Annotated in this window: 16 protein-coding genes; 9 read left to right on the forward strand and 7 right to left on the reverse strand. The window is 69.4% G+C overall.

Going from position 1 to position 19,100, the window contains the following annotated elements; all coding sequences use genetic code 11:
- Positions 1–454: 454 nt before the first annotated feature.
- The gene (locus tag ACZ6Z4_RS32400) at positions 455–856 is read right to left on the reverse strand and encodes a hypothetical protein (protein ID WP_465573278.1); all 402 of its coding nucleotides are present in this window, start codon (positions 854–856) and stop codon (positions 455–457) included.
- A 266-nt stretch (positions 857–1,122) separates the two neighbouring features.
- Here ACZ6Z4_RS32400 and ACZ6Z4_RS32405 point away from each other — a divergent pair, with 266 nt between their 5' ends.
- Positions 1,123–1,668, forward strand: a complete 546-nt coding sequence (locus tag ACZ6Z4_RS32405; protein ID WP_465573281.1) for a SigE family RNA polymerase sigma factor — start codon at positions 1,123–1,125, stop codon at positions 1,666–1,668.
- Complete coding sequence (locus tag ACZ6Z4_RS32410) at positions 1,665–2,282, forward strand: hypothetical protein (RefSeq protein ID WP_465573284.1); 618 nt, start codon at positions 1,665–1,667, stop codon at positions 2,280–2,282. Before ACZ6Z4_RS32405 ends, ACZ6Z4_RS32410 begins: the two co-directional genes overlap by 4 nt.
- Positions 2,283–2,337: 55 nt before the next feature.
- Here ACZ6Z4_RS32410 and ACZ6Z4_RS32415 read toward each other — a convergent pair whose 3' ends face one another.
- Both ACZ6Z4_RS32415 and ACZ6Z4_RS32420 read right to left on the reverse strand, forming a co-directional pair.
- The gene (locus ACZ6Z4_RS32415) at positions 2,338–3,615 is read right to left on the reverse strand and encodes a hypothetical protein (protein WP_465573287.1); all 1,278 of its coding nucleotides are present in this window, start codon (positions 3,613–3,615) and stop codon (positions 2,338–2,340) included.
- A gap of 133 nt (positions 3,616–3,748) precedes the next feature.
- Positions 3,749–8,116: a S8 family serine peptidase gene (locus tag ACZ6Z4_RS32420; RefSeq protein WP_465573289.1), complete on the reverse strand. Its 4,368-nt coding sequence runs from the start codon at positions 8,114–8,116 to the stop codon at positions 3,749–3,751.
- Positions 8,117–8,447: 331 nt separating this feature from the next.
- On the opposite strand from ACZ6Z4_RS32420, the gene ACZ6Z4_RS32425 reads away from it, so the two are divergent.
- The 3 genes from ACZ6Z4_RS32425 to ACZ6Z4_RS32435 all read left to right on the forward strand — a co-directional run bounded on the left by ACZ6Z4_RS32425 (position 8,448) and on the right by ACZ6Z4_RS32435 (position 10,823).
- Complete coding sequence (locus ACZ6Z4_RS32425; RefSeq protein ID WP_465573292.1) at positions 8,448–9,032, forward strand: winged helix-turn-helix domain-containing protein; 585 nt, start codon at positions 8,448–8,450, stop codon at positions 9,030–9,032.
- A 106-nt stretch (positions 9,033–9,138) separates the two neighbouring features.
- Entirely contained in the window at positions 9,139–9,594 is a 456-nt protein-coding gene (locus ACZ6Z4_RS32430) for a hypothetical protein (RefSeq protein WP_465573295.1), read from the forward strand.
- A gap of 53 nt (positions 9,595–9,647) precedes the next feature.
- Entirely contained in the window at positions 9,648–10,823 is a 1,176-nt protein-coding gene (locus ACZ6Z4_RS32435; protein WP_465573300.1) for a threonine synthase, read from the forward strand.
- Here ACZ6Z4_RS32435 and ACZ6Z4_RS32440 read toward each other — a convergent pair whose 3' ends face one another.
- Positions 10,824–11,243 (reverse strand): DUF1761 domain-containing protein, encoded by a 420-nt coding sequence (locus ACZ6Z4_RS32440; RefSeq protein WP_465573303.1) that lies wholly within the window; start codon positions 11,241–11,243, stop codon positions 10,824–10,826.
- 37 nt (positions 11,244–11,280) lie between these two features.
- Here ACZ6Z4_RS32440 and ACZ6Z4_RS32445 point away from each other — a divergent pair, with 37 nt between their 5' ends.
- Entirely contained in the window at positions 11,281–11,946 is a 666-nt protein-coding gene (locus tag ACZ6Z4_RS32445; RefSeq protein WP_465573306.1) for a winged helix-turn-helix transcriptional regulator, read from the forward strand.
- 5 nt (positions 11,947–11,951) lie between these two features.
- On the opposite strand, the gene ACZ6Z4_RS32450 is transcribed toward ACZ6Z4_RS32445, so the two are convergent.
- The gene (locus ACZ6Z4_RS32450; protein WP_465573309.1) at positions 11,952–13,940 is read right to left on the reverse strand and encodes an alpha-1,4-glucan--maltose-1-phosphate maltosyltransferase; all 1,989 of its coding nucleotides are present in this window, start codon (positions 13,938–13,940) and stop codon (positions 11,952–11,954) included.
- A gap of 244 nt (positions 13,941–14,184) precedes the next feature.
- Here ACZ6Z4_RS32450 and glgP point away from each other — a divergent pair, with 244 nt between their 5' ends.
- From glgP to ACZ6Z4_RS32465, 3 genes are all read left to right on the forward strand, one after another.
- The gene (glgP, locus tag ACZ6Z4_RS32455; protein WP_465573315.1) at positions 14,185–16,782 is read left to right on the forward strand and encodes an alpha-glucan family phosphorylase; all 2,598 of its coding nucleotides are present in this window, start codon (positions 14,185–14,187) and stop codon (positions 16,780–16,782) included.
- 225 nt (positions 16,783–17,007) lie between these two features.
- Entirely contained in the window at positions 17,008–17,526 is a 519-nt protein-coding gene (locus ACZ6Z4_RS32460) for an RNA polymerase sigma factor (protein WP_465573318.1), read from the forward strand.
- On the forward strand, positions 17,519–17,764 hold the full coding sequence (locus ACZ6Z4_RS32465) for a hypothetical protein (protein WP_465573321.1): 246 nt from the start codon (positions 17,519–17,521) through the stop codon (positions 17,762–17,764). The genes ACZ6Z4_RS32460 and ACZ6Z4_RS32465 overlap by 8 nt, the downstream gene beginning before the upstream one ends.
- On the opposite strand, the gene ACZ6Z4_RS32470 is transcribed toward ACZ6Z4_RS32465, so the two are convergent.
- Both ACZ6Z4_RS32470 and ACZ6Z4_RS32475 read right to left on the reverse strand, forming a co-directional pair.
- The gene (locus tag ACZ6Z4_RS32470; RefSeq protein WP_465573324.1) at positions 17,754–18,632 is read right to left on the reverse strand and encodes a transglutaminase-like domain-containing protein; all 879 of its coding nucleotides are present in this window, start codon (positions 18,630–18,632) and stop codon (positions 17,754–17,756) included. The genes ACZ6Z4_RS32465 and ACZ6Z4_RS32470 overlap by 11 nt on opposite strands.
- A complete protein-coding gene (locus tag ACZ6Z4_RS32475; protein WP_465573419.1) occupies positions 18,629–19,099 on the reverse strand; it encodes a GyrI-like domain-containing protein in 471 nt (156 codons plus the stop codon). The genes ACZ6Z4_RS32470 and ACZ6Z4_RS32475 overlap by 4 nt, the downstream gene beginning before the upstream one ends.
- Position 19,100: the final 1 nt, after the last annotated feature.

Here is a 19,100-nt window from a genome sequence, read left to right on the forward strand (position 1 = left end):
ACAAAGACATAGTGGGGCGGCAGGTGGCTGGCGCCGTGCCGACAGCGCGGTGCGCTGGGGCTGGGGGAAGGTGCTCTATAGACCTGGTGCGCTGGACTTCGCCGTGACTTCGGGCGTGCGTTGGGTGTTCTTCGAGGACGCTCGGACGAGGTCTACATGGCCGCCCGCGACCAGGCCGGTGAGGAGGTGTAGACCTTGAAGGGCCCGATGCCGCTCTCTGGGCCGACTGGCAACTTCGCGGCCTGTGCGAGCTCGTGAGCCCGGATATCGAGAACCGGTCCGCCACCTGCGACGACGGTACGGAGATCCTGTGGCTATCGATCTCTGAGTCACTTGGGCCGAATTCACGGCCTCAGCCGAACTCTTCGTGCCGTTGTACTTTTAATGTTGTTCGAAATGCACGTGGTCCCCGACCCAAGCTTCTGGGACGGCGACCAGGTTTGCCAGGCCGTGGTCAGTCGACCGACATCTCCCCGCTGCAGCTGCCGACCTCGCGCGGGGTCGGCCAGACGATCCAGGCGTAGACGCAGATCTTGAAGCGGGTCACCGCGCGGGGGAGGTCTCCCTCGTCGATGCTGTTGCCGCCCCAGGCGGTCAGGAGCCAGTCGCCCTGTTCACCGTTGACGTGGACCTGGGCTTCGGTCTTGGTGTAGCCGGCGCCGCTGTTGATCCGGTAGTGCGCCCGGCCGCCGCTCAGGCAGTTGTCGAGGACGAACGACGAGTTGAGGTAGTTCGTCTGGGTCACGGCGCAGTCGTTCGTGGCGGCCGGGCTCGCCTGGGCCGCTTGGGTCATGCCGGCCGTCACCATCGCGGCCGCGGCCCCGACCATCGCCAGCCGACGTACACCATTACGCATTTTCAGCACGGTGGAACTCTTTCTCTTCGGAATGTGAGGCGGACTCGAAGAGCCCCCGAGAACAATTCCGAAACTAGCAACGAATTCATCGGCCGATGGCCTCGGTGACAAATTCCTGTCACCCTCCGGTAATCGATGAAAACCCACTCGGCCACACCTGGAAGGTTCACATCACCTCGGGATCAGATCACCGGCGGTTCCGGCCGGCGCGAGAAACTTCTGTGGCCGAGCCAACCTCGGAGGGGTCGGCCTGAGTCCTGTCAGGTGTGACCGAGAACTTCGCCGTGCCCGCGACGCCGTACGAGGAGCCTGCCCGGCTGGCGACCGACGCGGACTTCGAGGGTTTCGTGACGGCGTTCTACCCGCAGCTGGTGCGGACCGCTTTCCTGCTGACCCAGGACCGGCAGTTGGCCGAGGATCACGTCCAGACGGCGCTCCTCAGGTGCTGGCGGACGTGGGGAGGGATTCGATCGGCGGACCCCTACCCTTACGTCCGCCGCACGCTGCTCAACGTCTACTTCGCCTGGTGGCGACGCGCGAAGAACAGGCCCGAACACCTCACGGACAGCGTCCTGGAGTCCGTCGTCCACCACGGGAACCCGCTGGTCGACAACGCCGACCTGCTGGAGGCACTCCGTCGGCTCCCGAAGAAGATGCGCGCGATCGTCGTACTGCGGTACTTCGAGGACCTCAGCGAGGTCGACACCGCATCCGCACTCGGCTGCTCGGTCGGCACGGTGAAGAGTCAGTCGAACCGTGCCCTCGCCAAGCTCCGGCTCGACCCCGATCTGGCTCCGGCGGTCCGGCCGTGAACGAACAGGATCTCCGGGATCGGCTCCAAGACATCTCCGCCGGGGTCTCACCGGCCGCGGACCCGATGACCACGCTCCGGCGACGCCGGCGCAACCGGCGTACCTCGACCGCCCTCGTCGTCGGGATGTTCGCCGCGATCGCTGTGGTGAGCGGTCGCGACGGGCTGCTCAACGCCCTCCTGGGCAGCCCGGAGGTGGATCCGGTCGCGGCCACCGCGCCGCTGAGGTCGGACGAACTGCTCCCGGCGGCGTTCGACGGAGGCGAGCTGATCGATCAGGAGGTCAGCGGTCCGGGAGCGGGTCGTGAGCTCACCTTCGCGTACGAGGCCAGACAGCACGACGTGGTGAGGATCGTCGTCCGGTGCAACGCAGCCCGCTCGTACGCGGTGCTGAGGCTCCTCGCCGAGGGCTTCCACAGCCAACGCTCCACGATCGCGTGCTCGCGCACCGGCGACGTCCTCGACCTGCACCCCGCCTGGCTGTGGAACTTCCCGTGGGAGACGCGGACCGACTTCCCCATCACCATCGCCGTCGATCTCGTCTCACCCGGCGACTCGGCCACCTCCCTGCCGGAGGCAGCGATCGGCCTGTACAGGTGGGGCTGGAGAAATTGACCCTCCGCCTGTCCGATTGCTCGCGACCAGGCAAGACCAAGCCACGCATCCAAGGTCACGGAGTGCGCCACCGTACGACGACCTGTCCGTTGCACTGGCCGTCCGCTGTGCCGGTGAACCAACTGGCGTACGCGCCCGCGAGGACGACCTCGCTGCAGCCGCGTGCCGCGCCGACTCGCCAGATCTTCGTGCTGGCCAGGTCCATGACGTACTCCCCGGAGTCGCCGGCCGAGCTGGATCCGCCCCAGGCGAGCAGGGTGGGTGAGAGGACCGGAATCGCCAGGTAGGTGTGCAGCTTGATCCGGGTCGCCTGGTTGGTGCCGTGTTCCATCAGGTAGAGCGAGCAGCCGTGGTCCTTGGTGTCCCGGCAGCCTTCGTCGGGGTCGTCGCCCGGTGGTGCCTGGCGGTCGGTGTCGCTGATCATCCAGGCCAGGTGCGTGGGGCTCGCGGCGAGCCGCAGGATCTGTTGGTCCTTGACCAGCGGGGCGTCGACCACGACGCGGTCCGTGCCGTCGGGAGTGCGCGCGTGGATCTCGAGCTTGCGCTGCGGGGTCTCGGGCGACACGTCGTCCAGGTGGCTGTAGTAGAGGGTCGAGCCGACCACCGCGGGTGTGCTCGCGTTCCGCGCGACCGTGCGGACCGGTCCTTTCGCCTGGGCGTCGCGGGCCATGATGGCGCCGGTGTAGCCGAGGTGGGCCTTGGGATCCGGTACGGCGGCCTCCCAGTAGATGGTGCCGTCAGCGGCCATGATCGGGGTGGTGTCGCCCGGCGGCGGCCGAAGGTTCTGTACGCCGGGGAACAGCACCGCCGAGTCGGCGATCAGCCGGGTGCTCCGAGCGGCCGCGTCGTAGTACCGGATCTGCCAGTCCTGGTGGAAGAGGTCGGTGCTGGTGGTGTCGACCCATGTTGCGTTCGGGCCGTGCGCCTGCCCGTTGATCGGCTGCCGCACCGGTTTCGGCCGCCCGGTGGCGTCGTCGAGAAGTCGCTGCCGACCGTCGGGCGACCACAAGCTCATCTTCGCCGGCTGGAGGATCGGCTCGCCGTCCTTGCTGACCTGCTCGGACTGGGAGATCAGCAGGCCACCGGTGTCGGTGAGGTCGTGCACCACCGCGCCCTTGGGCAGCTTGCTGTTCCGGGTCGTGTCCAGCACCAGGTCACCGGCCCAGGTCTTCGGATCCACTGGTGTCGCGGTCGCCCACGGATCGATGGTGTGAGTGACCACGAAGCTGTGCCCTGGCGCGGGTTTCTCCTCGACCGGCGCCGGATCTGTCGCTGCCGGCGAGCAGCCGGCCAGCACCGAGGCAGCCAGCGCCGTACCGAGAATCCTCCGCATGACCACTCCGTTTCGGTGGGGACACTGCTCGTTCGACCGCTCCGGTCCTTGTTTTGTTCGCTTTTCTTCCCTGAGAACGAGACCGGCCCCCGCCCAGAGTCTCTGGGCGGGGGCCGGTACTGCTAGGTCGTTGCTACTTGATGGCCTTCAGCGCGAAGTCCTCGACGACCGGGGTGCCTGCGGTCAGGCGCGTCGTGCGGGTTTGGGGCTTGTAGCCGTCCTTGGCGGCGATCAGGGTGAGGGGGTTGTTGCGGCGGTCCAGCCAGTAGGCGTAGTTGCCGCTGGTGTCCGTGGTGAACGTGTAGGACTGGGCCCACGAGTCGACCTGGACGATGGCACCGGACAGGGGAGCGGTGTTGCCGTTGGTCGCGACGCCGGTGACGGTGCCGGACAGCTTGCTCCACGTGGTGGGCGGGGTGACGTTCATCTTCACGCCGACCGCGTCCACGCTGTACGGCGTGTTCTCGGCGATGGTGACCGACCCGGAGTACGTACCGGGCTGGTCGACGCTCGCGGTGAGCGTCACCTTGACCGTGGTGCTGGCGCCCGGGGCCAGGGTGGCCTCGGTCTTGTCGATGCTCAGCCAGCTGACGTCGGCCGACGACTCGGCGCAGTCCTCGAGACCCGGCAGGGCCTCGCTGTCGACGGTCGCGGTGAAGCCGCCGGACGAGCCGCCGACCTTGTAGAAGCCGCACGCCGCCCCACCGCGGTACCGCGGCTGGTTGGCGTTCGGGAGCGCGCCCCAGGTGCCGGCGGCGGCGTCGAACGCGAAGCCCGCGTTGGTGACCGCACCGGCCTGGACACCGCCGACGACCAGCAGCTTGCCACCGGCGACGGCGAACGAAGCGGCCCAGTGGTCGGCCGGGGAGTCGGCGATCGCGGACCAGGCGTTGGTGGCCGGGTCGTAGACGTAGCCGCTCTTCTGCGCGTTGACGCCGTCGTTACCGCCGGAGCAGTACACCTTGCCGTCGATCGCGCCGCAGGAGGCGAACGCCACCGACTTCGGGTAGTCGGCGATCGGGGCCCAGGTGTTGGCGCCCGCGTCGTAGACGACCGCGGTGCTGGACATCGGGGTGCAACCGGCCGTGGTGCAGCCACCGATCGCGTACAGCTTGCCGTCCAGGACGGCCTGGCCGGCGGCCGCACGCGGCGCCGGGTTGTTCGCGACGGCGGTCCAGGCGTTCGCGGCCGGGTCGTAGGACCAGGTCGCGGCGTCCGGGCCGGCCTCTCCCCAGCCGGAGCTGGCGATGATCTTGCCGCCGACGGCGCCGACGGTGATCGCGTTGCGGGCGCCCGGCAGCGGGGCGATCGCGGTCCAGGCCAGCGAGGCCGGGTCGTACACGTAGCTGTTCGCGCTGGACGCGGAGCCGTTGCCGCCGGCGATCGAGTAGATCTTGCCGTCGACGTTGACCACGCGGTTGTCCATCACGGTCGCCGGGTAGTCGGCGATGTCGGTCCACGGAGCCGCGAGCGGCTTCGGGACGGCCGGGGCGACCGGCATCTTGCCGGCCATCTTGCTGCCGAACGACGTCGGGACGTTCAGCCGCTGCAGCGGGGCACCCTGGCCGGTGAGGACCTGGGCCTTGGTGGTGGTGCTGCCGTTGGCGTTGGCGATCTCGAAGCCGCCGTCGCGCTCACCGAACTTCACGTCGACCGGTGCGCCACCGGTGTTCTTGACCGTGAAGGACTTGGTGACCTTGCCGGTGGGCAGCCGCAGGTTGCCCTCGATCGAGCCGGGGGTGACGGTCAGCTTGCCGGCCGCCAGCGTGTAGTCGGCCGGGGTGACCCAGTCGGCTTCCACGTCGACGTTCTGGGTCGCGGTGACGTAGCCGCCGGCCTTGGCCGAGTAGCTGTGCGAGCCCGAGTCGGCGGAGTACAGCCAGTAGAAGCCGTCGTTGAGGCCGGTGTCCTCCGGCGTGGCGACGGTGGTGGCGGTCTCCGAGGCCTTGTCGTCACGGGTGACGACGGCGCCGTTGACGAAGGAACCGGTGTTGGCGTCCTTCACGTTGCCGACGACGAGGCCGCCGCCGGTCGGCTCACAGGTGATCTGGCTGCCGATCAGCACGCTGTCGACCTGCCACCACCAGTCGTACGAGGCGTCGTAGTAGTGGAAGCGAACCTGTACGGCGGACTGTCCGGCCGCCTGCGGGATCGCGATCTCCTGGACACCACGGACGTCCGCGGTGGCCTGGGTGAGCACGTTCGCCCAGGTGCTGCCGCCGTCGAGGGACAGGTCGACGTCGGCCTTCTCGCCGCCCAGCCAGTTGAAGTCCTGGTTGAAGCGGATCACCGGCGCCGCGACGTCGGTCAGGTCGACGGTCGGGCTGACCAGCGAGGTGTCCTGCGACTGGCCGGAGCCGAACTTGTCGCTGTCGGCGATCGCGAAGCCGCCGCCACCACCGGTCAGGTTGCCGCGGTTGCCCGGGTCGTTGAAGGCCCAGACCTGGCCGTTGCCCTTGCCGTCGACGACGGTCCAGCCGCTCGGCGCCGCGGTGGCGTCGAACGTCTCGTACAGGCCGTCGGAGCCGTTGCGGTAGCCCGGCGCGGTGGCGCAGGCGTCCGAGCGGACCGGGACGGCGATGTTCTTGGTCACGTTGCCGGTGCCGACCGTGACGGCCTGGCTGACGGTCTCGTAACCGGGGTACTGCGACTCGACCTTCAGGTTGTACGACGTACCGGACGGCACCTTGAAGCTGTACCGGCCGTTGGTCGGGGTGGTGTAGTCGAACACGCCACCCGGGCCCTCGACGCTGACCTTGGCGTACAGCGGCCAGCCGTGGCCGCCGCCGTCGGTGACGGTGCCGCCGATGTTGACGGTCGGCGCCGACTCCAGCGCGAAGTCCTTGGTGGTGGTGGCGTTGGCGGTGACCGTGGCGGTCGCCGTCTGGCTCTTGTAGCCGAACGAGGTGACGGTCAGCGTGTAGTCACCGGCCGGTACGACGGACGAGTAGCGGCCGTCGGCGCCGGTGGTCAGCGACCGGTCCGGCTGGCCCGCGGCGGTGACCTTCACCGACGCGCCGGCCAGGGCGGCGCCGGCCGAGGTGACCTTGCCGGTCAGCGTGCCGGTGTCACCGATCGGGGCGGCGTTGAGCAGCGCGAGCGCGTCGAGCCGGCCCTCGCCGTACACGTTGTTGTCGTCGGTGGTGCCGCCGCACTGGGTGTCGGCCTTGTCGACCGAGGAGTTGTCCAGCAGCGCGCGGGTGGCGGGGATGTCACCCTTCAGCGCCGGCGCGGCCGACCAGAGCAGCGCGACGGTGCCCGCCATGTGCGGCGAGGCCATCGAGGTGCCGTTGAAGCTGGCGTAGGCGTTGCCCGGGACGCTGGAGCGCACGTTGACGCCCGGCGCCGACAGGTTCGGCTTGATCTCACCGTTCTGACCGACACCACGGCCGGAGAACGACGCGATGTTGTTGTTGATGTCGTAGGCGCCGGCCGAGTAGTTGCTCACGATGCTGCCCGGTGAGCCGCTGCTCTGGCAGGCGGAGCCGCTGTTGCCGTTCGACCAGGCACCGAAGATGCCGGACGCGGCCCAGGCCAGCGTGATGTCCTCCATGAACGGGTCGTTGGAGGGCAGCTGCGAACCCCACGAGTTGTTGATGATGTTCGGCCGCTTGCTCGCGTCCGGGTTCTGCCCGGCGAGGTTGGTCGGCTCGAGCATCCACTCACCGGAGCTGATCAGCGCCGCGTCGGACGGGCAGCACCCGTTCGCCGCGATCCACTTCACGCCCGGGGCGACCCCGATCTGGTTGCCGGCGCCGTCGTCGCCGGCCATGGTGCCCATCGTGTGGGTGCCGTGGCCGTTGCCGTCGGCCGGCTGCGCGGGCGAGGTGCCGGCCGCGTCGAACCAGTTGTAGTTGTGGTCGAACTGCCCGTTGCCCAGGTTGCCCCGGTAGGAGTTGACCAGCGCCGGGTGGTCGAACTGGACCCCGGTGTCGATGTTGGCGATGACGATGCCCTGGCCCTTGTCGCCGTACTGCGACCAGACGTCGTCGGCGTTGATGTTGGCCAGACCCCACTCGATCGAGTTGATCTGCCGCTCGTCCTTGCCCTGGGTGACCTTCGGCACCTCGATCGCGGTCGGGTTGTACAGCCCCTCGACCTCGGTGTGCTGGGCCAGGTTCTGGGCCAGCGCCAGCGAGCCGCCGTTGATCCGGATCGCGTTGGTGCCCCAGAAGGTCTGGTACTGGACGTGCTGCGCGTCGAGCTCGGCCTTGACCTTGGCCTGGCTCTCGGCGGCGGTCTTGCGCAGCGCGGCGGCGACCGCCGTACCGCGGGCGTTCCAGTCCGAGATCCCGCTGGCCTTGGTCAGGTCGGCCTTGGCGGTGAACCGGACCCAGTAGTCGCTGGCCTCCTTGGCGTCCTTGCCCTGGAGCTTGCTGAGCAGCTCCGGCTTGATCTTGGACGCCGGGTCGGCGGCGGGTTTGGTCGGCGGTGCGGCCTGGGCGGCGCCCGCGGCGGCCAGCCCGGTCGTGACGACGGCCACGGCCGCCAGGGCGCTCACCAGTGATCTGGCGACACCCCTTCGTCGTTGATGTGACATCTCTGCAGCCCCTCACTTGAACGACCCCGAGTTGACTCCCCCGAGTCATTGGTGCAGAGGTGGCCGACGACGCCGCCCCGGTCGTGGTGAACCGGTTCTGCGACGCCCCGTGCCCCCCAGGTCGCAAGCTGTGACGCTGCGAGCCTGACGTGGACCTTATGTGTCAGATGTGAGGGGGAACAAGCACACTTCGTGAGCAAGACGTCACCAGCGGTTGAGCCGTTCTGGGCAAGTTCAGGCAGATTTTGTCAGTCCGTTGACGATAAGAGGCAGAGGTTGACATCGTGACCGGATGGTCACCGCCCGTGTCCCCGCCCCCGGCGACGACGGAACCATCGATCACCCGGACTTCCCGTTGCTGATCGCCGTCGCCGCTTCCGTCGAAGAGCGCGTCCGGCTCGCCGAGCTGGTCGACGACGTCGCTCCGCTGCTGCTCGTCTCCAGCCTGGACGAGCTGCGCAAACTGCTCACCCCCGCCCAGGACCCGCCCCCGGCCCCCGCCGAGCAGCCCGACCCACCCCGTACGCCGGACGCCCGGCGGACCGACCGCCGCCCCGGCGACCCGCTGACGATCGACTCGCACCGCTCGGTCGCGCAGTGGCGCGGCCGCGAGGTGCCGCTGACGGATCTCGAGCACGACCTGCTGACCCGGTTGATGACCGCGCCGGTGAAGGTGTGGACGTACGAGGAACTGCACCAGGCGGTGTGGCGCAACCGGGATCTGCGCGGTACGGCGGACGTGCACTCGCTGGTGAAGCGGCTGCGCCGCAAGCTCGACGAGCTGGGGACGACGGTGACCATCGACGCGGTGCGGGGGACCGGATTCCGCCTGGCGGATCATCAGCGGCCGGCGATTCGCGGGCTGCGGGCGGGGTGACCGGTTCGGTCTTTCACGAATTACGGCTCGCCGGCGGTTCACTTTCCGCGACCGGTGGCGGAACCTTGCCGGTTCCGGTTGCTTTGCGAGCTTTTCACTGCGGCTGATGCCTACTGTTTTCGAGGAAATTCACCCACTCGAGAACGGAACGCAGATGAACACCATTCGTACGATTGCCCGGCGCGCTGCTCTGACCGCGGCCGCGGCGACTGTCGGCGTCACCGGGATGGCGCAGCTGGCCCAGGCCGCGCCGGCGTCCACGGCCGGCTCCTGCGCTGTGCTGGTCAGGTTCCAGGGATCGGAGGTCCTGGTCGACAACTGCGACGACAGCCAGGGGCAGCAGGCCCGGGTGACGGTTCGCAACAACGCGATCTTCGGCCGGACCGAGATTTCTTTCACGCTTCGCAACGGCGACGGGTTCGTGACCTCGGCGCGCCAGAAGGAGAACAACGGCTTCATCGAATTCCACACACCGGTGGATCTGTCCGAAGTCATTGTCCGGGTCTACAACTTCAGTGACGACAACAATCCGGCGCACGTTTCGGCGCCCGTGCCGTTCTGAGGTCCGGGCTGTCGACGGTGTACGGCGGGCAGTAGCCGGGTAGCGTCCGGGTCGTGCGCTTCTCTGCTCTGACCCAGCTGGAATGTCCGAAGTGCGGCCTCCGCCACGACCCGGATCAGGTGATCGGGCTCTGCTCGTGCGGATCGCCCTTGCTGGCCCGGTACGACCTGGACGAGGTTCGTGCCGGGCTGACCAAGGCCGATGTCGCCGCGCGGCCTGCCGATCTGTGGCGGTACCACGAGCTGTTGCCGGTCCGCGATCCCGCGAACATCGTGTCGCTGGGGGAGGGGATGACGCCGCTGCTGCGGCTCCCGGCGTACGGGCGTGAGCTCGGCGTCGAGGATCTGTGGATGAAGGACGAGGGGCTGATCCCGACCGGGACGTTCAAGGCGCGCGGCGCCGCGGTCGGGGTGTCGCGGGCGCGCGAGGTCGGGGTGCGCAAGATCGCGATGCCGACGAACGGCAACGCGGGTTCGGCCTGGGCGGCGTACGGCGTACGGGCCGGGATGGAAGCGCTGATCGCGATGCCGATCGCCGCCCCCGAGATCTGCCGCCGCGAGGTCAGCGTGGTCGGCGCGGAGCTGCAGCTGATCGACGGCCTGATCAGCGACGCCGGCGTCTGGATCCGCGAGCAGCTCGCGGTGCGCTCGGGCTACCAGGACGTCTCGACGCTGAAGGAGCCCTACCGCATCGAGGGCAAGAAGACGATGGGCCTGGAGATCGCCGAACAGTTCGGCTGGCAGCTCCCGGACGTGATCCTCTACCCGACCGGCGGCGGCGTCGGCCTGATCGGCATCTGGAAAGCCCTGAACGAACTGCTCGAACTCGGCTGGGTCGAAGGCCCGCTGCCGCGCCTGGTCTCTGTCCAGGCCACAGGCTGCGCCCCCATCGTCCAGGCCTGGCAAGAGGGCAAACCCGAGAGCGAGCCGTGGCCCGACGCCAAGACGGTCGCCTTCGGCATCACCGTCCCCAAGGCCCTCGGCGACTTCCTGGTGCTCCAGGCGATCGCCGAGACGGACGGCTGCGCGATCGCCGTCACCGACGAGGAGATCCTCGCGGCCGTACGGCGGTGCGCCGAACTCGAAGGTTCCTTCGTCTGCCCCGAGGGCGCCGCCAACTTCGCGGCGATCGCTCAGCTGCGGGAGTCGGGCTGGATCAAGCCCGGCGAACGCGTTGTCGCGCTGAACACCGGTACTGGGCTGAAGTACCCGGAGACCGTCGAGCTGTAGCTACTGCAGCAACCCGATCGGGACCGCCATCCCCACGAACAGCACCAGCTGGTAGGCGCTGTTGATCGCAGTGAGCCGCCCAGGCTTCTGCTCGAACCCGTTGTGCTGCGCGAGTGTCGACAAGGAGAACCCGAGCCAGGCCACGACGCCTACCGCGAGGGCGATCCAGAACGAGTCGCGGCCGAAGAACCCGGCCGCGATCGAACTGGCGACCGCGAGCGGCAGGGCCGTGGCGACGATCGACACCACCAGTACGACGAACGGCCGCTTGCCGGCGCGCACGGAGTCCTGCTTCGTGACGCCGGTCAGCTTCCGCCAGACCCCGCCGACCAGTCCCCAGTCGCTGTACCAGACCCAGGCGATCGCCAGACCGACCACGATCGCGACCGCGACGCCCGGCCAACTGATGCTCAGCTCCACGAAGACTTCTCCCGATCGCTTGATAAACTAAAGCGTGATGGAAAAAGTAAACCACGGCTCGCGGTCGTACGGACAGTTCTGCGCCCTCGCCCGGTCGCTCGACGTCGTCGGCGACCGCTGGACGCTGCTGATCGTCCGCGAGTTGCTGCCCGGTCCGATGCGCTACACCGAGCTGAAGACGTCGCTCGGTGGGATCGCGACGAACCTCCTGTCCGCGCGGCTGAAATCCATGGAGGCGAACGACCTGATCGAGCGGCGCGTGGGCGACGGGGGCGTCGTCTACGCGCTCACGCCCTGGGGCGCGGGTCTACGAGAGCCGATGGAAGCCCTGGGTCGCTGGGGCACACCCCTGCTGGCAACCGGCCAGGGCGACGACGCTTTCCAGCCCCGCTGGCTCACCCTCGCGCTACCAGCGCTCCTGCGAGGCACGACCGCGTCTCCGCCGGTAGAGCTCGGCATCGAGACGGACGGCTTCCTGATGGTCCTGCGAGTCGACGAGGCCGGCCCGAGCGCGTTCGTTCCCGACCGGGTCCCGGAGTCGGTGCTGACAGCAGCTCCCGACGTGATCGTCGCGCTGGCCGCCGGCTCGATGAGCCTCGAAGAGGCCGTCGCCGCGGGGGACTTCCACGGGGACGAGGACACACTCCGAGTTGCGTTCGCAGGTGCCGGTGCGAACGCAACCCGGCCGGTCAGCGGCGGCTGAAGGCTTTACGCCTGCCCGCGCCGCACAGCGAGCACGTGGGCGGGGTCGCCGTTGGGGTCGAGGCGGACGTAGTTGCTCTGGCCCCAGCGCCAGGTCGCGCCGGTGATCTCGTCGTACACGGTGAAGGTGTCCTCGGCGCGCATCCCGAGCGCCGCCATGTCCAGGTGGACCATCGTCTCCCGCACCGAGTGCGGGTCGGTGTTGACGACGACGATCACCGTGTCCGTGTGCCCGTCCGGCCCGGTCGTGCGCTTCGAGAAGCACATGATCGCGTCGTCCTCGGCGTTGTGCAGGCTCAGGTTCCGCAGCTGCTGCAGCGCCGGATGACGACGCCGTACGGCGTTCAACAGCGTCAGGTACGGCGCCAGCGTCTGCCCCGATGCCTCGGCAGCGGCCCAGTCGCGCGGGCGCAGCTGGAACTTCTCCGTGTCCAGGTACTCCTCGGACCCCGGCCGCAGCGCCACGTGCTCGAACAGCTCGTACCCGGCGTACACGCCCCAAGCCGGCGACGACGTCGCCGCGATCGCGGCCCGGATCTTGAACGCCCCTGGCCCGCCGTACTGCAGGTACGCCGTCAGGATGTCCGGCGTGTTGACGAAGAAGTTGGGCCGCAGGAAATGCCCGGTCTCCTTCGTCAGCTCGGTCAGGTACTCCTCGAGCTCCCACTTCTCGTTGCGCCAGGTGAAGTACGTGTACGACTGGTGGAAACCGACCTTAGCCAGCTCCTGCATCATCGGCCGCCGCGTGAACGCCTCCGACAGGAACACCACGTCCGGATCCGTCTGCCGCACCTCGCCGAGCAGCCACTGCCAGAAGTTGACCGGCTTGGTGTGCGGGTTGTCGACCCGGAAGACCGTCACGCCGTGCTCGATCCACAGCTTCACGACCCGCAGCACCTCGGCGTAGATGCCTTCGGGGTCGTTGTCGAAGTTGATCGGGTAGATGTCCTGGTACTTCTTCGGCGGGTTCTCCGCGTACGCGATCGAGCCGTCGGCGCGCACCGAGAACCACTTCGGGTGCTCCTTGACCCACGGGTGGTCCGGCGACGCCTGCAGCGCGAGGTCGATGGCGACCTCGAGCCCGAGCTCACGGGCCCGCGACACGAAGAAGTCGAAGTCCTCGAACGTCCCGAGCTCCGGGTGGATCGCGTCGTGCCCGCCCTCGGACGACCCGATCGCCCACGGCGATCCCGGGTCGCCGGGCTTCGGGTCGAGCGTGTTGTTCGGCCCCTTCCGGTACGCCGTTCCGATGGGGTGGATCGGCGGCACGTACAGCACGTCGAAGCCCATCGCAGCGACCGCGTCGAGCCGCTCAGCGGCGGTCCGGAAGGTCCCGGACTTCCACTCGCCGGCCTCCTCGTCGTACACCGCGCCCTCGGAGCGCGGGAAGAACTCGTACCAGCTGCCGTAGAGCGCGAGCTGCCGGTCGACCCACACCGGGTACGTCTCCGACGACGTGATCAGCTCACGCACCGGGTACCGCCCCAACGCGGACCGCACCTGCGGCGAGATCCCGGCCGCGAGCCGAGCCTCAGCGGGCAGAGCACCGTTCGCGAGCGCCTGCGCAGCATCACTCAGCGTGCTCCGGTCGAGCCGCACAGCAGGCGGTACGCCGGCCGCCGCGCGATCGAAGAACGCGGCGCCCTCGGCGAACATCAGGTCGACGTCCAGCCCGGCCGGCACCTTGATCTCGGCGTTGTGCCGCCAGGTCCCGTACGGGTCGCTCCAGCCCTCGACGGCGAACGTCCAGGCGCCCTGCTCCTGCAGCGTGACGTCGACGGTCCACCGGTCCGAGCCCTGGCCGACCGGGGTCATCAGCATCCGTCTGGTCTGTCCCGACGGCGACGTCAGAACCACGTTGGCGTTCACCGCGTCATGGCCCTCACGGAAGACCGTGGCCGCGATGGTGAACGTCTCGCCGACCGACGCCTTGGCCGGATACGCTCCGGCGTCGACGGTCGGGGTGACGTCGGTGATCGGGATGCGCCCAGTCATGGTGGTCGATGAACCTTCGCTTTCCGCGTCGCTGGAACCGGACAGAAGAGTGTGTGGGTCTGACGTTATCGGTTCCCGAAGCCGTCGCGCGTCATGCGGCCCGCGTGGTTCGTCCACACTGCGGACTGCTCTGCACGAATTCCGTGCGGGCCCCCGCCTGAAGGCCCTGCAAGATCTTGCTCGCGTTGCAAAATCGATGCATACCGAAGGTGCTCCGGCCTCGTCAGGGCGCTACGGTGTCCCGGTGCGAGCGATACGACGATTCTCCGTCCGCCCTGTCCTGCCCGAGCCGCTGACCGGCCTCGGCACCCTGGTGAACAACCTGCGCTGGGCCTGGCACCCCGAGACGCAGGACGTGTTCGAGGCTGTCGACCCGCAGCTGTGGCGCAGTACCGGCGGTGACCCGGTCCGGCTGCTCAGCGAGGTCCCGGCGGCCCGCCTCGACGAGCTGGCCGCGGACCACGGCTTCCTGCGCCGGCTCGAGCTGGCGGTCAGCGACCTGAACGGCTACGTCACCGACGACCGCTGGTTCCAGGCCGACGCCGGTTCCCCGGTCAGCTCGGTGGCCTACTTCTCCCCGGAGTTCGGCATCACGCACGTGCTGCCGCAGTACTCCGGCGGTCTCGGCATCCTGGCCGGCGACCACCTGAAGGCGGCCAGCGACCTCGGCGTACCGCTGATCGGGGTCGGCCTGCTCTACCGCCACGGGTACTTCGGCCAGTCGCTGAACCGTGAGGGCTGGCAGCAGGAGCGCTACCCGCTGGTCGACCCGGACGGGCTGCCGATCAGCCTGCTCCGCGACGGCGACGCGCCGGCCACCATCGAGGTGGCGCTGCCGGGCGGCCGCAAGCTGTGCGCGCAGATCTGGGTGGCCCAGGTCGGCCGCGTGCCGCTGCTGATGCTCGACTCCGACATGGAGGACAACGAGCCGGCCGAGCGCGAGGTCACCGACCGCCTGTACGGCGGTACGACGGAGCACCGGCTGCTCCAGGAGCTGCTGCTGGGTGTCGGCGGTGTCCGCGCGGTCCGCGCGTTCTGCCGGATCACCGGCCACGCGGCCCCGGAGGCGTTCCACACCAACGAGGGCCACGCCGGTTTCCTCGGCGTCGAGCGGATCCGCGAGCTGGCCACCGACCAGGGGCTGGACTTCGACACCGCGCTCGAGGTCGCCCGCGGCGGCACCGTGTTCACCACCCACACCCCGGTCCCGGCCGGGATCGACCGGTTCCCGGTCGAGCTGATCCAGCAGCACTTCTCGCCGGACGTGTTCGGCGACGGCGTCCCGGTCGAGCGGATCCTGGCGCTCGGCGCCGAGGACTTCGAGAACGGCGACCCGGCCGTGTTCAACATGGCGATCATGGGGCTGCGGCTGGCCCAGCGCGCCAACGGCGTCTCCAAGCTGCACGGCGTGGTCAGCCGGGGCATGTTCGCCGGGCTGTGGCCGAGCTTCGACCCGGCCGACGTCCCGATCACCTCGATCACCAACGGCGTGCACGCGCCGACCTGGGTGGCCCGCGAGATCCACGACCTGACCTTCGCGCGCACCGACACCGCCGAGTCCGACGGCATCTTCGAGGGTCTGGACAAGACCACCGACGCGGCGCTGTGGGAGACCAAGCGGATGCTGCGGCAGCGCTTCATCGACGACACCCGGTCCCGGGTCCGCGCGTCCTGGGTGAACCGGGGCGCCAGCGAGGCCGAGCTGGGCTGGGTCGACTCGATCCTCGACCCGGACGTGCTGACGGTCGGGTTCGCCCGCCGCGTCCCGTCGTACAAGCGGCTGACGCTGATGCTGCGCGACCCGCAGCGGCTGAAGGCGCTGCTGCTGCACCCGACCCGCCCGATCCAGATCGTGATCGCGGGCAAGGCGCACCCGGCCGACGAGGGCGGCAAGAAGCTGATCCAGGAGATGGTCCGGTTCGCCGACGACCCGGAGGTCCGGCACCGCATCGTCTTCGTGCCCGACTACGACATCGCGCTGGCGCAGCCGATGTACCCGGGCTGCGACGTCTGGCTGAACAACCCGCTGCGTCCGTACGAGGCCTGCGGTACGTCGGGGATGAAGGCGGCGCTGAACGGTGCGCTCAACCTGTCCATCCGCGACGGCTGGTGGGACGAGTGGTACGACGACGAGTTCGGCTGGGCGATCCCGTCGGCCGAGGGCATCGAGGACACCGACCGCCGCGACGACCTCGAGGCGCACGCGCTGTACGACCTGATCGAGAAGCAGGTCGCGCCGCGGTTCTACGACGGTGAGGTCCCGGGCCGTTGGATCGAGATGCTGCGGCACACGATCAAGGAGCTCGGCCCGAAGGTGCTGGCCACCCGGATGGTCCGCGACTACGTCGAGCGGCTGTACGTGCCGGCGGCGCAGTCGTCGCGGCAGCTCAACTCGACGTACGACGGCGCCCGGCAGCTGGCGGCGTGGAAGAAGCAGGTCCGGGCGGCCTGGCCGCAGATCCGCGTCGACCACGTCGAGCTGCAGGGCCTCGGCGACACGCCGCAGCTCGGCACGACGGTCGGGATCCGCGCGTTCGTGACGCTCGGCGAGCTGAACCCGAACGACATCGACGTCGAGGCGCTGCACGGCCGGGTCGACTCGGCCGACGAGATCACCGAGCCGGTCCGGGTCTCCCTGCGGCTCGCGGAGACCTACGAGGGCAACCGGCACCGCTTCGAGGGTGAGCTGAAGCTCGACCGCACCGGCCCGTTCGGCTACACCGTGCGGGTCCTGCCCAAGCACCCGATGCTGGCCAGCCCGGCCGAGCTCGGCCTCGCCGCCGGCCCGTCCGATCCCGAGGACCCGGACACCCCGGACCTCCCGGCCGGCTCGGAGTTCTGAGCCTGCCGCACCGCACCACCGAGCCCCCGTCTGGAGCAGCAGACGGGGGCTCGGTGATTTCCTGAATCCTTTTCGTGCCTCGATGCCTCTGATGTGCGTGGGCCGGCAACAGCTGCCGGACCCGGACAGGAGGTTTACTCATGACCGTCGCCGCGATCGTCGCCGGTGCCGCCGTACTGGTCTGTGTCTGCACCGTCACCCTGCTCCGGAAGCGAGGTCGCACCCGTGGCTGAGGCCTGGCCCGCCGAGGACCTCGTGGTCGCCGCGCAGCGCGGCGACGTCGAATCGATCGCGGCCGTGGTCTCGGGGTCGCACCCGCACGTCCGCCGGTTCGCCCGGTCGCTGTGCTCGACTCCCGAGGACGCCGAGGACGCGGCGCAGGAGGCCGTCCTCATCCTGTACCGCAAGATCGGGACGCTGCGGGCGACGGGTGCGCTGGCGTCGTGGATGTTCCGGATCGTCCGTAACGAGTGCTTACGTCTCGTACGCCGGCGCCCGGAACTGCTGCCCGACGCCCGGCTCCAGCCGTCGGCGGAGGACGACGTACTGCGACGGCTGGAGTCCGAGCGGGTTGCGCTCGCCGTCGCGGCGCTCCCGGACGACCAGCGGCAGGTTCTCGTGTTGCGCGACCTGCTCGGCTGGCCCGGGCGCACGGTGGCCGACTCGCTCGGGCTCAGCACGGCGGCGATGAAGTCACGGCTGCATCGGGCGCGGTCCGCACTGGTGGAGGAGCTCCGTGACTGACTTCGCGAGCACGTCGTTGCCCAGGCACCTCATCCGTGGTGCCGTCGGCTTCGGGGCCCTGACCGCCGCGGTCGCGCTGCTTCCGGTGGTCGGTCCCGTGTCGTTGCTACTGGCACCGATCGGCTTGGTCGCCTTCCGCGGATGCCCGACCTGCTGGGCGATCGGGCTGGTGCAGACCGTCTCCCGAGGCCGTCTTCGCCGGGTCTGCGCCGACGGCCGCTGCACGATCAGCCGTTGACGAGCCGCTCCCGCGTCGTCAGATCCACCCGGTACGGCGCCCCGCCGGTCGGCGAGTTGACCTCGATCGTCGAGCCCGGGTGCAGGTCCGGATCGGAGTGGTACCAGTCGGCGAGCTTCGCCGTCGCCGACTCGTCGCCGTTGTCAAAGGCAACGAGGAGCGCGGCGAGCTCGTCGGTCGGGCCGAGGTCCATCTCCAGGTCGTCGGCCATCGCGCCCCAGCCGTCCCAGAGCAGCAGCTCGTCGCCGTGCAGGTGCGCGGCCTGCAGGAAGACGTAGTCGCGGATGAACCAGCCGCCGCGGATGTCGAGGCCGGGGTCGACGCCGTACCGGTCGGGGTCGATCTCCCCGGCCCGGTACGCCTGCCAGACCTCGGCAGCCGAGCGGAACGGGCCGGCGGGGATGTCGTGCACGTCGAAGCCCCAGTGCTCGCCGGGCTCGATCTGCGCCTCGACGCGGACCCAGCGCTCGCCGTTGAAGTACTCGGCGATCACGTGGTCGTAGTTCCAGCCGGGATTGAAGTACGACGCGAAGCCGATCCGCGTGCGGGCCGGGACGCCTTGGTGCCGCAGCGCCGCGACGAGCAGCAGCGCGAAGTCGCGGCAGCAGCCCGCGACCCGGTCCTCCAGCTTGCGCGGCTCGGCCAGCGGACACCCGTTGCGTTTCTGGTCGGTCGCCAGGATCGCCTCGACCCAGCGGTTGTTCACCTCCTCGAGCCGCTCGCCGGTGAACTCGACCTCGCCGCCGCGGTAGTGGATCACCACGCTGCGGATCACCGCGGTCAGGCCGGGAATGTCGGTGGGGAGCGCGTCCAGCAGGGCGGCGTACTGGCCGGGGTCGCTGTACGGCGTCTGGTCGGCGTAGTTCATGCGGTTCCTCTGATCGGTTGGGCGATGTCGACCGCCGGGTCGGTGTCGGTGAGGTGCCGGTAGCCGGCGTGGTAGATCTCGCGGCTCGGCCCGGCGGTCGGGAGGCCGGCGTCGCGGACCCAGTCCTCGACCAGGTCGTAGGCGTGCATCACCCGCGGGTACATGCACTCGGCGCGGCTGAGCACGCAGTACGCCTCGGTGTGGGCCGGCTCGATCCGGATGCCGATCGACCCGGCCGGGTCGACCAGCCCGGTGAACGGCACACAGATCTCGACCGTCGCCTCGCTCTCCGGGGTGACCGCGCCGTGGAAGATCACCCACGAGTCACCCGGCATCGAGGCCCCGGCCGTGGCCAGGTACGCACGGATCTCCAGCGTCGAGGCGACGATGTTCCCGACCAGCGTCTGCTGATCGACATCCACTCGGACCGACGCGATCTTGGTCTCCGGTACGTCGCGCAGCAGCACC

It is taken from the genome of Kribbella sp. NPDC104740 (genome assembly GCF_055583505.1).

Bases quoted from the DNA above. Each gene is read 5' to 3' on its own strand.
- ACZ6Z4_RS32425 (WP_465573292.1), top strand. From the start codon at position 8,448: ATGGTCACCGCCCGTGTCCCCGCCCCCGGCGACGACGGAACCATCGAT.
- ACZ6Z4_RS32470 (WP_465573324.1), bottom strand. From the start codon at position 18,632: ATGAACTACGCCGACCAGACGCCGTACAGCGACCCCGGCCAGTACGCC.
- ACZ6Z4_RS32400 (WP_465573278.1), bottom strand. From the start codon at position 856: ATGCGTAATGGTGTACGTCGGCTGGCGATGGTCGGGGCCGCGGCCGCG.
- ACZ6Z4_RS32445 (WP_465573306.1), top strand. From the start codon at position 11,281: ATGGAAAAAGTAAACCACGGCTCGCGGTCGTACGGACAGTTCTGCGCC.
- ACZ6Z4_RS32430 (WP_465573295.1), top strand. From the start codon at position 9,139: ATGCCTACTGTTTTCGAGGAAATTCACCCACTCGAGAACGGAACGCAG.
- ACZ6Z4_RS32450 (WP_465573309.1), bottom strand. From the start codon at position 13,940: ATGACTGGGCGCATCCCGATCACCGACGTCACCCCGACCGTCGACGCC.
- ACZ6Z4_RS32415 (WP_465573287.1), bottom strand. From the start codon at position 3,615: ATGCGGAGGATTCTCGGTACGGCGCTGGCTGCCTCGGTGCTGGCCGGC.